The following is a 16,482-nucleotide window of genomic DNA, read 5'->3' as shown; positions in this document are numbered from 1 at the left end:
TAAAAAAAGACTGTGAACAAGGTTTACCGCATCGTCTTCAACGAAGTCACCGCCACCTGGACGGTGGTGGCGGAGACTGCCCGTTCGTGCGGAAAACGGAGTTCTCTTGTTAAAAAAATGGCCAAGCTGGCTGTTGTGTTGGGGATGGCCGCGCAATTGGGGTCGGCCGCGGCCGGACCGCCAGCCCCGACCGAATTGCCCGCACAAGGGCAGGTGGCTGCGGGCATTGCACAAATGGGCAGAGCGGGTACAGCCACTGCGCCGGTGCTCAACATTGACCAAAGTTCACAACGGGCCGTGATCAATTGGGGCACCTTCAATGTGGGGTCGGCCGGCACAGTCAACTTCAACCAGCCCAACGCACAAGCTGCCACCTTGAACCGTGTGCGCGACGCTAACCCCAGTCAGATTTTTGGCAAGATCAACGCGCCCGGCCAGGTCACATTGATCAACCCCGCCGGTGTGTACTTTGGCAAGAGCGCTGTGTTGGATGTGGGGGCCGTGACCGCTACCACCATGAGTCAAAGTGACGCCAATTTCATGGCGGGCAAAGCCGACTTCTCTCGCAACGAAGCCACAGGTGCTGTGGTCAACGAGGGAGCTATTCGAGTCGCACTCAGTGGTTATGTGGCCTTGTTGGCACCGCAGGTGCGCAACGAAGGCTTGATCTTGGCGCAGCAAGGCACCGTCGTCATGGCGGGTGCAGAAGTTGTGAGCCTTAACTTTGACCCTTCCAGCAAATTGGCCAGTATCACGGTCAGCCCCAGTCTGATCGCGACATTGGTCGAAAACAAAACGGCAGTCCATGCCCCCGATGGATTGATCATCCTCAGCGCCACGGCCATGGATGCTTTGACTGGCCAAATCATCAACAGTGGGCAGCTGAATGCCAACAGCCTGACCCGTCAGGGCGGGCGCATCTTGCTGCAAAGCGGCAAGGTGCAATTGACCAGCACCAGCGTGCTCAATGCCAAAGGGGTCATTCAAGGTGGTGAGGTGCACATTCAGGCGCAACGCATTGAAAACGCGGGCGTCATTGACGTTTCTGGATCCCAAGGGCCTGGCGGCAAAGTGCTGATTCAAACCAGCAGCGCCGCACCCCAAACGGCACCTGCAAGCATTGTGCTGGCACCGTTGTCGCAAGTGCGTGCAGACGGTATCGACCGCGGTGGCGAGGTGCGTCTCGAGTCCAGCCATGCGGTCAAGATCGACAGTGCCACGGTTTCTGCCACCAGCAACGCGGGCGTGGGTGGTGCCATCGTTGTAGAAGGCCGCGATGTGACGGTCACGAGCAGTACTCTTGTGGTCGATGGCGAGATCCGCGGAGGCCAAGTGCAAATGCGTGCCACACCTGGCTCAGCCGCGATGCCGATAGACCCGTCGTCGCCACTGCCTGGTGTACCCACTGTGTTGATCAACGGCAATACCCTGATCAGCACCAGCAGCCGCCGTGGACGTGGTGGTCTGGTATCCATCACCGGTACCACGCTGCTTCTACAGGACAGCACACGCATCGACAGCACGGGTGCCAGCGGTGGAGGCGAGGTGTATGTGGGCGGCGGCTGGCAAGGCACGGGCGACTTGCCCCAAGCCACCACCGTGACCATGGGCCAAGCCGTGGTAATTGATGCCAGCGCCACAGAAAACGGCCAAGGTGGCACGGTGGTGTTGTGGAGTGATATTCACAATGCCAAATCGGTGACCACCGTGGAAGGCAGTATCTTGGCCAAGGGCGGTGTGAATGGCGGCAATGGCGGCCAAGTGGAAACGTCCGGTAGATGGCTGCAAATGGGTGACGCTATTTTTGTGTCCACCAAATCAAACCATGGGCTTGATGGCGAATGGTTATTAGACCCCGAGCATTTGTGGATTGTTACCCCTGACTGGACAGGTTTTAACTACACGACAACTGGCACCACCACCTTTACCGCCCAAGCAGCCAACCCATCGGCGAACGCTATTGATCCAGGCAGTGAAACCACTAAAACGTATGGCCCAACGGTGGATGGCGTCTCTTATCCTGGGGTCGCTACATTAAAAACCAGAACGATAGTCAGTGCGCTGAATTCGGGAAATGTCAGGGTGCTTGCCTCAGGCCTTATTGCGGTATACGGTTGGCAGAATTCAGGAATTAGTGATTACTACATAAATTCAACGACGAGCAATAAGCTAACACTTGAAGCTGGGACCACCATTAATTTTGAGGCATCAACCGGAAATAAAGTGGTTAATTTGCCTAACGGCAAGCTTGAGTTATTGGCCGGAACGAGTATTACTCAGGCGTCCACCGAAGGTGGCAGTATCAGTGCCGGCACGCTGATTTTGGGCAAGTGCAGCGCCTGTACAACAAACCCATCGGTAACCCTGACCAATTCAAACAATCAAATCAGCAATATTCAAGCAAGCAACATCAGCGCGCTAAGCGTCTTAAGTTCAACCGCTTTGACGGTGAACGCGTCAAACATTTCTTCCAGTGGGGCTGTCAGCCTCACAAGTACCAGCACTGTCACGTTAACGGGCTCAATAACAACAACAGATACCGCCAGCGGCAATGTCTCCATTCAAGCTGCTGGCTTAGCAGGCGCAGGTAATGTGGTGCTTGCCAGTAGCCGAGAATTTTCAGTTAACCAAAGTGGAGGCTCTACCTATAGCGGTGTCATTTCAGGCGCGGCATCTACATTCACAAAACTAGGTCTTGGTGCCCTTTCGCTGACGGGTGCCAATACCTACTCCGGCGGTACGGTAATTTCAGCCGGTACGCTTCAGGCGGGCAATGGTTCTAGCACAGGATCTTTAGGTTCTGGCAACGTAACAAACAATGCCACACTCAAGTTCGATCTTTCTGCTGACACGACTGTTGCCAATAACATTTCTGGCACAGGCACACTTGAAGTGGTGGCCAGATTCAATCGTTTCTACGATTCCACATCCAGTTCAAGTTTATCGAACAGTGCCTACGAAACAATTGCGACCAACACGACTGTGGCAGAGCTGTTGAATCGTATTTCAGGTGGTGCGTTGCATGGCACATCAACATCATCAGGAACGGCTGGTGTGGAGTCTGGCGTCAACAACAAAACTTTCAATGCGGCGACAAATACGGGCAGTTTTTATATTCTTTTCCAAGACGCCACATACACCAAGCGGGTCATGGTTCTGCTTCAACAAAGTGGCGCCAACGTGCAGGCTAAAGTCGATAGCAGTGGTTTTGAGTTTTTCCAAGATACCTCAACTGCACTGCTAAAAGCAGTCAACGCCCAGGCCTTCAATGGAGACATGGTGTATGCAGTTAATTCAGGCGTTGGAGGATATGGTCTCAGAGCACTAGACCGATCTGCAAAAGTCACCTTCACAGGCAATTTAACGCATACAGGCAATACCACTTTAACGCCTGTTACCACCGCTACAACTGCTGGCTTATGCGGTACAGCCTCTATGGTGTGCGTGCGTTATGTGAATCCAACAATGCAAGTGGCTGGCGGCTTAGGCAACAGCGCAGTGACCAATAACGGCAACTTGATTTTTGCAAATTCAAGTGCTCAAACATATGCCGGCGTTTTGAGTGGGTCTGGCGTAGTCATTAACAATGCAGCGGCAGATTTAACTTTGTCGGGTACCAATAGTTTTAGCGGCAATGTTTATCTCCAAGCAGGCAAAGTCATTGCTGGCAATAACGCTGCTTTTGGCACTGCCCCGATTTATCAAGTCAGTGGTCTGGGTTCCACTGCTGATTTGAACGGCAAAACTATCGCCAATAATTTCTACCTTTTAGGTGCTGGTACTTCCAGTGCTGGTGCCTTGATTAACGGCGACAGCAGCAACGCAGCCACTGCCAGCGGCACAGTGACGGTGGTCGCCAACTCAACATTGGGCGGCACTGGAGCTATGACGCTCAGCGGAGTGGTGAGCGCAAGCACCAACACCGTCACCTTTGCCAATGCGTCAGGGTTCACGGCCACCAACACCGGCAACAGCATTCAAAACATCGTCATCAGCAACAGTGCGCTGACGCTCAAAACCAATCAGGCTCTGTCGGTTGCGGCCAGCAGCTTGAGCGGGGCCTCGACGCTGCAAACCGTGGCGGCAGACAAAGACATCACTATTGCAGGCGCCATCACCAATAACCTTGATGGCAGCAGTCTGACCCTGATGGCCTCCAAAGATATTGTGTTCACCAACAGTGTTTCGGGAGCCTCGGGAAAATCGCTCAATGTGTCTGCCTATTCCGACACCGACAACAGCAATGCCGGGGGTATTCGGTTTGGCGCTTTTATGTCAACCTGGGGCGGCAATGTGGTGCTGGCCGGCGGCACTGCCGATGCCACCGTGGGTTGCGCAGGCACTTTTTCATGCACGGGAGGCTACGCCAGTAAAGGTATTTCCAATATTGGTATTCACCTCGCAGGCGCCACTCAGTACATTCAAGCGGGTGGTGGCAACATCACCTTGCGCGGTCTGGGCAACCCTACGTCCAGCACCTATGGTGACGGTATTCTTTTGGATGCTGCGGGTGGCATCACCACCACCGGCAACGGAGCAATCACCTTAACGGGCGTTGCGACGGGTGAGTGGAATGGCATTCGAATCTACAACACCGCGCTCAGCTCAGGCTCGGGTGACATCACGTTGACGGGCAACAGCAACTCAACGAGTTCATACGACGGGGTTCGTCTGCATGGCAGCACCGCGGTGAGTACGACGGGCAAGGTGACTATTTCTGGTGTGGGGGGCACGGCCCACTACGGTGTGTTCACCACCAATACCGCCTCCATCAGTGCGGGCGGGGACATCACCCTCAACGGTCAAAATGCCGCACGCAACTGGGGCGTCGCCCTAGAGTCCAGTGGCACCATTCAGAGCACAGCAGGGAATATTTCGGTCACTGGCGCGGGCACGGGTGGCGTCTATTTGACGTTGACCCAACTGATTGCCGCCAACAATGCCAGCACGCCCATCTCGGGGGGCAACATCACCATCAATGGAACAGGTTCATCCAATTACGGCCTGCAACAGCAATCGAGCTCATTGACAGCTTTCGGTTCGATCACGGTGAATGCCTCGAGTACGGGCAACCGAGGCTCGTATTTTGGTGGCACGGGCACCAATTTGGCCGTAGGCAACATCACCCTCAACAGCACCAGCACCAGTGGCAACAACTGGGGCATGTTTGTTGAAACCAACAAGATTTTTCAGTCCACTGCCGGCAACATTGCTATCACCGCCAGTGGCCAAGGTGGGGCTTACATATACGGTAAGTTGATCGCGGCCAACAGCGAGGCCAATCCCACCTCAGGTGGCACTATCACCATCAACGCGACCGGCACCAGTGCGCATGGTTTGCAGTTGGACACCTCGTTTTTGGTGGCCCATGGTGCGATTGACATCACAGCCCTCAATACCAGCACACTGCATACCTTCCGAATGGAGGGCGCCTCAGGCTCTATCAAGTCGAACAGCGACATCAGCATTCAAGCCGGTTATGCCACTGGCAGCAGCTTGGGCACTTGGGGCTTGGTGGTGGACACGGGTCGGTCCATTCAATCCACCGGAGGCAACATCACCATCAACGCCCGAGGTTCGTGGGGTGGTCTTTATGTGTCCACCAGCGCCACCTCTATCGTGGCGGGCAACCACCTGACCGACCCCACCGCGGGCGGCAACATCACGCTCAACACCACGGGTGGGTCAGGCTACGGAACACAAATGGTGGCGGGCTCCTTGGTGGCCAACGGCAGCATCAGCCTCACATCTACCGGTGGACTGGAGGGGGCGTACATCTACGGAGCCGGCTTGTTCAAAGCCAATGGCGACATCAACATCAATGCCCGCAGCAACACCACGAGTAATTGGGCTTATTTCCAGAGCGACAGTCGCTTCATTCAGTCAACTGCCGGCAACATTTCGATCACCGCCAACGGTGGTTATGGCCTTTACGTTAATGGCGGCGGTATTGTGGCGGGCAACAGCACCACAGCACCCACCGCAGGGGGTTCCATTACCATCAATGCGGCCACCACCGGCTCTAACGCTGATGGTGCGGGTTTGCGCATGGACGCGACCGGCACCGCCATCTTGGCGTATGACGACGTCACAATTTATGCCAATGGCGCGTCTGCCGGAATGAATGGCTCGGCCGGCAACGGGCACGGCATTTTGATGTGGGGCTCTAACCAGATCATTCGAAGTTTCAATGGTGATTTGTCGATGACAGGTTATGCCAACCGCTGGATCGACAACAACGCCAGCACCGCCGGTATTTCTGGTGGCATTACGCTTTACAGCTCTACAGACACTTTGCGCGCCAAAGGCGACATCACCCTGAAGGGGGTGTCGATGCAGGGCATTGGCCTCTATTTAACGGTGGCCGATGGAGGTTCAACCACCCAGGGCGTGCGGTCTGACACCGGCAACATCACGATGGATGGGTTGATCAACAACAGCAGCTTTGGTGCCACTTACATTCGACTGCCGATTGTGGCCAGTGCGGGGTCTATTTACATTACAGGTGCGGGTGGCCTGAACGGTATCCGTCAAGATGGTTGGCAAGGCAACATCACGGCGGCTGCTGACATCCAATTGATTGGTTACGCCAAAACATCGGATGGTTTGTATTTCAGCTCAGGCGGCATCACATCCACGGGGGGCAATGTCACTTTGTCGGGCTACACCCCTAGCGCCACGTCGACAGACTACGGTATTTACTCCTCTGCTCCGGCGGTGTCAGCGGCCAATGGCTCGGTGATTTTCCAGGGTGCAAAAATCACTTCTGCCTCTACAGGCAGCGGGGTGTTTGTCAATGCAGCCACCAACACCACCAACGGCCAGATCAACCCGATTTATGCACTAGCCGATGCCGATAACCCGGCGTTTGGTCCCGCAAAAGGCATCAATTGGCTGGGCAGTATCACGGCCAACACATCGACGGGCTACATCCAAATCCACTCCAAAGCGCCCAGCATCACCGGCAATATGACGGCCTATGGCTTGGCCTTGTTGGGCACCAACCAGAGCTATTCGCTCACGGGCACAGGGTCATCCATTCAAGCCATCACGGCCAGCTTGGGCACGGGCTCGCTCACCTATACCAACACCGGGCCGTTGACGATTGGCTCTTACGGCAGCATCAGCGGCATCACAGCAGGTTCCGTCACGCTCACGGCTGCTGGGTTGCTTGGTTCTGAAAATATCACCACCACGGGTGCAGGCGCCATCACGCTCAACCCTGCTTCAGGCAGCTACAACTATTCAGGCGCTATTTCGGGCGGTGTGTTGCTGAGTAAGTCGGGCAATGGCACCCAGATTTTGTCGGGCAACAACACCTTCACGGGGGCCACCACCATCAGTGGGGGCGTGTTACGGGTGACAAACTCTGGGGGCTTGGGTACAGCTGCCGGTGGTACCACGGTCAGCGGCGGCGCACTGGAACTTTCGGGTGGCATCACGCTGGCCGATGCCCTGACGCTTTCGGGCACTGGGGTCTCCGGCAACGGGGCGGTGCGCAGTTTGTCGGGGGCCAATACGCTGACGGGCGGGATCACCTTGGGTGCTGTCACCGAGATGCAAGTGGATGCTGACTCTTTGTCCATCACGCCCTCTACGGGTAACGCTTTTGCTGGGGCTTTTGGCCTGACGCTTCAAACCGACGGCAACCTCACCGTGGGCGGTGTCATGGCCACCAGTACCGGCAGTCTGACCAAGACCGGCTCTGCCGATTTGTACCTGACCGGCAACAACACCTTTACAGGCAGCACCACCATTTCGGGCGGCACGCTTTATTTGGGCACAGGTGCTAGCGCGGGCACTGTGTTGGGTGCCATTGTGAACAACGGCAGTTTGGTCGTGAACCGCTCAAATGATGTGACGCTGGCTGGGCTGATCAGTGGCGCCGGCAGCCTGACTAAGCAAGGTGCAGGTACGCTCACACTGTCGGGTGCCAACTCCTATGGCGGTGTGACCACGGTGTCTGGTGGTGGCTTGCAAATTTCGAGTGATGGCAATTTGGGATTGAGCCCCGTTGCCTTGACGACCGGAAAATTGGTGCTCAACGGCGGCAGTTTGATGGCCAGTGAAACGTTCACCTTGAGTAACCTGCGTGGCATCACCTTGGCGGCAGACAGCGCCCTCGCTGTGGCCAGCGGCAAGACCTTGACTTATTTGGGTGTGATCACCGATGGCGCGTCCTCTTATGCCTTGACCAAAGCGGGCTCCGGCGCGCTGGTGTTGGGCGCCGCGCAAACCTATGATGGACTGACCTCGGTCACCGGGGGCACACTGCGTTTGGGCGCAGGCGCCTCACTGAATGGCGGTGCAGGTGGTTTGAGCTTGGCCACGGGCACGACGCTTGACATTCAAAGTAACGCGTTGACCTTGGGCTCGTTGAGCATGGCGGGAACGGCTGCCATCATCAATGGCGCAGGCTCTTCTAGCCTCACGGTGACAGGCGCTTCTGTGCTGGCCAACACTATCACCACCACCGGACACCAAATTTACAACGGTGCCGTGACCTTGGCTGAAGACACCAACTTGGTAACGACCTCGAACGGCAGCATCACCTTCAATTCGACGCTGGACTCGGTGAGTGCAGCATCGCCCAAAAATCTGAGCGCCAATATCTCAAGTTCAACCTATTATTGGGTGGACTGGACCAGTGTCAATGACGCGGCAAAAACAGTGACGGGTACGGTGACCATTGACGGCACGGTCATCACAGTGGTGTACAGCAACCCACAAGGCTGGGCAGGGGTGCAAACATCTGGCGGCACCAATTATTGGACGGGAAGCCCGTCGCCTTACACGAGTGCCTTGGTGGCTAACGGCCCAGCAAGCACCGACATCATCCGGTTGCAATATGCGGGCACGCAATCGCTGACATTCAGTGAATCGGTTGAAAACGTGGCATTCAGTGTGGTGAGCTTGAATGGCAACGGGTATGGTTTTAACCAGGACTTCACCATCGCCAGCTACGCCGGATTCAATGGCGCTGGCAGCGGCTTTTATGGCACCGGGACACTTTCCAAGTCTTATGACAGCGCCACCCAGCAATACAAGTTGCTCGGCACCAGTGGTGAGCCGCACGGGACGATTCGATTTGTGAACTCCACCACTAACTTAAGCTGGACCAGCCTGAGCAATGAAAATTGGAATGGCTTCACGGTCGGTGTAAACAGCACCACTTCCACCATTGGCAAATTGCAGCTGAATGGGGTGACAGGTGGGAGTGCAGCAGTGGGCAACATTACGACCAACAGCGCCTTCAAAACCACAGCAGAAATTGCTTCGGCGCAATCTGTTGCGGTGACCAAAACATCGCAAATTGGCGGCAACATCACCACCACGGCGGCGCAAACCTATGCCGGTGATGCCACTTTGACGAGCAATGCCACCTTGAACGGCACCGTCATTAATCTGGCTGCTGTGAATTTGGCTGCGAATGGCCTGACCCTGAACAACTCTGCGGCCAGCCAAATTTCTGGTGTTGTGTCGGGCACTGGCTCGATTACCAAGCAAGGCACGGGCTCTTTGAAATTGAATGGCGCCAACACCTACAGCGGTGGCACCACGGTGTCGTCTGGTTTGCTATGGGTGAACGCCAGCACCACAGGCACAGCAGGGGCCATCACTTCGAGTGCGGTGGGTCGGGGCCAGGTCACAGTCGCCAGTGGCGCCGCGTTGGATTTGGGTGGGTACAGCCTCGCCAACACGCTGAGCCTCTCAGGCACAGGTATCAGCACTTCAGGCGCTTTGTACAACAGCACCAGTACGGCCGCTACCTTATCCGGAGCGATCACCTTGGGTGCGGATGCTGTGATCAAGGGCAACACGGGTGACTTGACGCTCAGCGGTGCGGTGAATGGTGCTTTCGCGCTGGCTGTTCTAACGGACAACAAGACCATCATGCAATCGGGTGTGATTGGCGCATCAGCCGCACCGACCTCATTGACTTGGAATGCTGGCTCCGGAAACATCACCCTCGGTGCTTCTGTGACTGCCAATGGCCCGGTGTCAATCACGGGGGGTGACTTGGCGTTGAACAGCAACTTGGTGTCTACCCATGCCAGCACCGGCAACGTCACTGTTGACACCACCGGTTTGACGGGGACTGGCGGCATCCAGTTGGCCAACGGCCGTGCCTTCACTTTGACTCAATCGGGCAACAGCACATATGCGGGTGCCATCACAGGCATTGGCGCTAGCTTGAACAAAGCGGGTGCAGGTGCTTTGTATTTGACGGGCGAAAGCAGCTATTCCGGTGGCACCACGATTTCTTCGGGTTACCTTGAGTTGAATATGGGAGGGCGCATGGTGGGCGATATTGTCAACCAAGCGCAGCTGGCATTTAACCAAAACGCGAACCTCACCTACAGTGGATTGATCAGTGGCACGGGGTCGGTTGTCAAATACGGCAGCAATATCCTGTCTTTATCTGCAAACAACACTTACAGCGGTACGACCACGATTGCCGCTGGCACTTTGCAAATTGGTGCGGGTGGCACTACAGGCTCGATGGGGACCGGTGCTTTGAGCAACAGCGGCACGCTGTCCTTCAACCGCAGCGATGACATCACCTTGACGGGCGTGTTGTCGGGCATAGGAAGTCTTCAGCAGACAGGTACAGGCAAGTTGATCTTGGCGGCCGAGAACACCTACAGCGGCAACACCACCATCAGCACGGGCACCTTACAGGTGGGCCTAGGCGGAGTGGCCGGCAAGTTAGGCACCGGTGCTGTGATCAACAACGCCTTACTGACCTTTGACCGGTCTGACAACATCACAGTGGCCAACGCGATCGGTGGCACAGGCGCATTGACCAAGCTGGGCGTTAACACCTTGACCTTGACCGCCAATAACACTTACAGCGGCACAACCACCATCAATGCTGGCACATTGGTCTTGCAAAACGATGCACCTAATCCCATCAGCAAAACCTTTGCAGGTTCGGGTGCTCTGCGCATTGAGTCGAGTGCCAATAATTTCACCAACGCATTCAGCACCGCAGGCTGGAACTTTGGCAACACTTTGACAGGCTTGACTCTGGGCAAGGTGGGCAACAGCGCCAACATCACATTGGCCAACGCCATCACTGTGGCGGGACCTATCACCGTCTTGGGCGGAAAAATCGAACTCGTCAATGACGTGACTGTCACCACCAGCGATCAGCTCAGGCTAATTGCCAGCAAAGACATCGTGGCTTCTGCGGGTGTCGATCTTTCAACGCAGGGTGGCAATATGACGTTGAGCGCCAACAGCGATGGTTCTGCAGGCGGCGGCATTTTGATGACGGGCGCCACCGTGCGCACCCATGGCGGCAACATCACATTGGGTGGTGGATTGGATGGGTCGGGTTATGCCGAGGGGTCTGCAGACGGTGCTGTTGGGCAGCGTTACCGTGGTGTGTGGATTGACCAAACCACTCTAGATGCATCGGGTTCGAGTGCCAACGGCAATGTGGCCATTCGCGGAAAAGGTTGGCAAGGTGCAGATTGGGTGAGTCCTGCAACAGCTGACTATGCGATTGGTATCGATGTGGTGACCAACACCGTCATCAAGACGGGAGGCGCTGGCACGGTGTTGATTGACGGTATTGGCGGTAAAAACAACCGCAGTGACTCACACGGTGTGGGTGTCAATCTGTTCAACGGTCCGCAAATTTACACCGATTCAGGGGCCATCACATTGATCGGTAGTGCTGGAACCGGGCTCGCACGTGAACGCTCAGGCATCTTGATGGACGGTGGCAACACCGCCTCGATTTATTCCACTTCGGGTGCCATCAGTTTGACGGGTATCGCTGCAGTCAATGAAACTGGCATCAAGTTCAATGCAGGTGTCAATTTGGGTTGGAACGGCACCTCTGGCAATACAACCGGGGCCCTTACCCTGAACGCCAATGCCATGACGCCGGGGTCCGGCTTGGTCATGAAGACCGCAGGCGGGTTGACCATTCAGTCGGTGGGGGATAGTTTTTCCAGCGCTTTTTCTACCAGCGGTTGGAGCTTTGGATCGACTTTAGGGGGTTTGACGATTGGCAAAGCCAGCAACACGGCCAACATCACTTTGGCCAATGCCACTTCTGTTGCGGGGGCGGTCTCTTTGTTGGGTGCTGTGGTCACCCTCAGCGATAACTTGACCACCACCAATGCCAGCACAGGTGACATCAGCATCACCACCACGGGCCTGACGGGCACAGGCGGTGTGACACTGGCCGATGGTCGCACCCTGACCGTCACGCAATCTGGCACCAGTAGTTTTGGCGGTGTGGTCAACGGGGCCGGCGCGGCCTTGGTCAAAGCCGGTGCAGGCACCTTGACCTTGTCTGGTGTCAACAGCTACACCGGGACCACCACGGTTGGTTCGGGTACGTTGAAGAGCGGCGCCTCCGGTACTTTGCACGACAGCACAGCAGTGACTGTGGTCGGCAACGCAACGTTGGATTTGAATGGTTTTTCAGAAACAGTTGGCTCCATTGCGGGTGGAGGCAGTATTGCATTGGGCGCTGCCACATTGATCGCGGGTGGAAGCGATGCAGATTCGACTTTCAGTGGCGTGATTTCTGGTACAGGCAGCTTGACCAAAGCGGGTGCCGGTACCCTGACCCTGTCTGGTCCGAACACATTTACAGGCGCCACTCGCGTCAGCGGGGGCACGCTCGCAAGTGGCGCGGCCTCGGTGCTGCACGACAGCTCGGCACTCACGGTGGAGGCCGGAGCAGTTTGGTCGTTGTCAGGTTTTGCTGAAACCGTGGCATCGATTTCAGGAAGCGGTCAGATCAAGTTGGGCAGCGCCACTTTGACGATGGGTGGCGGCAATGCCAACACCACCTTCAGTGGTGTGATATCTCAGGCCGGTGGTTTGACTAAGGTGGGTTCAGGAATTTTGACATTGTCGGGTGCCAACACCTATGAGGGTGCTACCTTGATCAGCAGCGGCACCTTGGCCATTAGCCACGCCTCGGGCCTGGGTTCGGCGGCAGCGGGCACCACCGTGTCGAATGGCGCTGCTTTGGACTTGGTGGGCGTCAATGTAGTCGGGGAAGCGCTGAGTCTGGCTGGCGGCACGTTCAAGGACGCGACCAGCAGCTGGAGCGGCTCGGTTAATTTGGCGGCTCATAGTTTCATTGAGGTCGGCAGCGGAGACACCTTGACCATCACAGGTGTAATTGCTGACGGCGGCAATGCTTACGGCATTACCAAATTAGGTGCGGGCACTTTGGTGCTGTCAGCCGACAACACATTTTCGGGTGGCAGCACCATTTCTGCAGGTCTGGCTCAGTTGGGTCATGTGCGGGGTCTTGGAACGACGGCTGTGGCTGTCGCAAGCGGCAGCGCAGTCGATGTGGCTGGCTTTAACGCGGCCAACACCTGGACGCTGGCGGGCACTGGGGTTAGCAGCTCGGGGGCATTGGCCAACACTGCCAGTAATTCGGTGATTTTGTCGGGTGCCGTTGTCTTGAGTGCCGATACCACCATCAAGACCGTTGGTGATTTGACCTTGTCGACTGTCAACGGTGGACACGCCTTGACGCTGAACAACACGGGCCGTGTCATCTTGGGTGGTGCGGTGGGTGGCAGCACTGCCTTGTCTGCGTTATCTGTGACTGGCATTGCCACGTTGGGCGCCAACGTGACCACCACTGGCACACAAACTTATGCAGGTGCTGTGACCCTGAGCGGCGGTGACCGCACGCTGAGTGGATCCACTATCAACACCCAGAGCACCTTGGTGGGCGGCGGCAATGCCCTGATCATCTCGGGTGATGCGGATGTGGATGGTGCCTATACCGGCTTGAGAAGCCTGAGCATTTCGGGTGACTCCAATCTTGGTGCAGATGTAACGACCAGCAGCACACAAATCTACTCAGGCGCGGTGACACTCAGCGGCGGTGCACGCACGCTGACTGGCTCGAGCGTGAATACTCGAAGCACCCTTGCCGGTGGCAACAACGCCTTGACGATCACAGGCGATGCTGACATCGACGGTACATTCAGTGGCATCACTGATCTGAGCGTGTCAGGCGGATCAAATCTGGGTGCCAATGTCACCACCAGCGGTACGCAGATTTATGTGGGTGCCGTGACCCTGAGCGGAGGTGCACGCACGCTGACGGGATCCACTGTTAACACCCAAAGTACAGTTGACGGTGGCGGTAACGCGCTGATCATCACGGGGGCTGCAGACGTGGATGGCGATGTGAGCCGTTTGGCGAGTTTGAGCGTGAGTGGTGCCGCTGATCTTGGCGGGCACATCACAAGCACGGGTACTCAGACCTATGCCGGCGCCGTTGGGCACGATAACGCTTAACAGCAGTGGCGTCACGACGTTGGCACAAGCTGTGAAAGCTGCTGGCTTGACGACCAATTCAGGTGGAACGCTGCTGATCAACGGCGGGGGKGTTGACACTACCAGCACACAAACTTATGGCGATGCCATAACGCTGGGTGCTGACACCACCTTGATCGGTTCGACCATCAACACGCAAAGCACGCTGGCCGGTGGCGGCAACGCGTTGACGATCACAGGTGCGGCCGACATCGATGGCGCATTCAGCGGTATTACAAACTTGAGCGTGTCGGGCACTGCCAACATTGCTGCRAAYGTCACGACCACGGGCACGCAGACTTACGCTGGTGCAGTGACGGTGTCCTCGGCTTCAAYCTTGGGCACCAAYAACAGCAACGTGACTTTGGGCGGCAGCCTGACTTTGGCTGACAACCTGAGCGTCAATACCGGCGCTGGAGCGGGCGACATTGTGGTGACGGGTGCGGTCGATGGCGCCAAGGCATTGAGCCTTAATGCAGGCACGGGCGCCATCACATTGACTGGTGCGGTGGGTCAGACCACACGCTTGGGCACGATAACGCTTAACAGCAGTGGCGTCACGACGTTGGCACAAGCTGTGAAAGCTGCTGGCTTGACGACCAATTCAGGTGGAACGCTGCTGATCAACGGCGGGGGTGTTGACACTACCAGCACACAAACTTATGGCGATGCCATNTTGGGCACGATAACGCTTAACAGCAGTGGCGTCACGACGTTGGCACAAGCTGTGAAAGCTGCTGGCTTGACGACCAATTCAGGTGGAACGCTGCTGATCAACGGCGGGGGTGTTGACACTACCAGCACACAAACTTATGGCGATGCCATCACGCTGGGTGCTGACACCACCTTGATCGGTTCGACCATCAACACGCAAAGCACGCTGGCCGGTGGCGGCAATGCGTTGACCATCACGGGTGCAGCCGATATCGACGGCGCATTCACTGGCATCACCAACCTGAGTGTGTCGGGAACTGCGAACATTGGCGCGAATGTCACGACCACGGGTACGCAGACTTATGCCGGCGCCGTGACGCTCAGCGGTGGCGACCGGACTTTGACCGCCTCGACAGTGAACACACAAAGCACCTTGGCNGGCATCACCAACCTGAGTGTGTCGGGAACTGCGAACATTGGCGCGAATGTCACGACCACGGGTACGCAGACTTATGCCGGCGCCGTGACGCTCAGCGGTGGCGACCGGACTTTGACCGCCTCGACAGTGAACACACAAAGCACCTTGGCCGGTGGCAGCAACGCGCTGACGATCACAGGTGCGGCCGACATCGATGGCGCATTCAGCGGTATTACAAACTTGAGCGTGTCGGGCACTGCCAACATTGCTGCAAATGTCACGACCACGGGCACGCAGACTTACGCCGGCGCCGTGACGCTCAGCGGCGGCGACCGTACCTTGACCGCCTCGACAGTGAACACACAAAGCACGTTGGCCGGTGGCAGCAACGCGCTGACGATCACAGGTGCGGCCGACATCGATGGCGCATTCAGCGGTATTACAAACTTGAGTGTGTCGGGCACTGCCAACATCGGTGCGAACGTCACGACCACGGGCATGCAGACTTACGCAGGTGCCGTGACTCTAAGCGGTGGCGACCGTACCTTGACCGCCTCGACAGTGAACACGCAAAGCACGTTGGCCGGTGGCGGTAATGCGTTGACCATCACCGGTGCGGCCGACATCGATGGCGCCTTGAGCGGTATTACGAACTTGAGCGTGTCGGGCACTGCCAACATTGGCGCGAACGTCACGACCAGTGGCTCGCAAAACTACACCGGTGCCGTGACCTTGAGCGGTGGCGACCGCACATTGAGCGGATCCATCATCAACACGCAAAGCTCGCTGGCCGGTGGCGGCAATGCGTTGACCATCACGGGTGCGGCCGACATTGACGGTGCTTTCACAGGCATCACCAACCTGAGCGTGTCGGGAACTGCGAACATTGGCGCGAATGTCACGACCACGGGTATGCAGACTTACGCTGGTGCGGTGACTTTGAGTGGCGGCGACCGTACCTTGACCGCCTCAACAGTGAACACGCAAAGCACGCTGGCCGGTGGCGGCAATGCGTTGACCATCACTGGTGCAGCGGATGTTGATGGTGCGTTCACCGGCCTCACCGCTTTGAGCATCAGCGGGGATTCGAACCT

The 16,482-nt window shown here is 56.8% G+C and carries 1 protein-coding gene; it reads left to right on the top strand.

From position 1 onward, the window contains the following. Positions 1-12 precede the first annotated feature (12 nt). A complete protein-coding gene (locus BN3544_RS14290) occupies positions 13-14,298 on the top strand; it encodes an autotransporter-associated beta strand repeat-containing protein (protein WP_156417353.1) in 14,286 nt (4,761 codons plus the stop codon). Positions 14,299-16,482 lie beyond the last annotated feature (2,184 nt).

The organism is Limnohabitans sp. Rim47 (assembly GCF_001517545.1).
Classification (GTDB): domain Bacteria; phylum Pseudomonadota; class Gammaproteobacteria; order Burkholderiales; family Burkholderiaceae_C; genus Limnohabitans_A.
The sequence above is the reverse complement of the archived record's forward strand: the minus strand, read 5'-3'. Positions and strand labels throughout refer to the sequence as shown.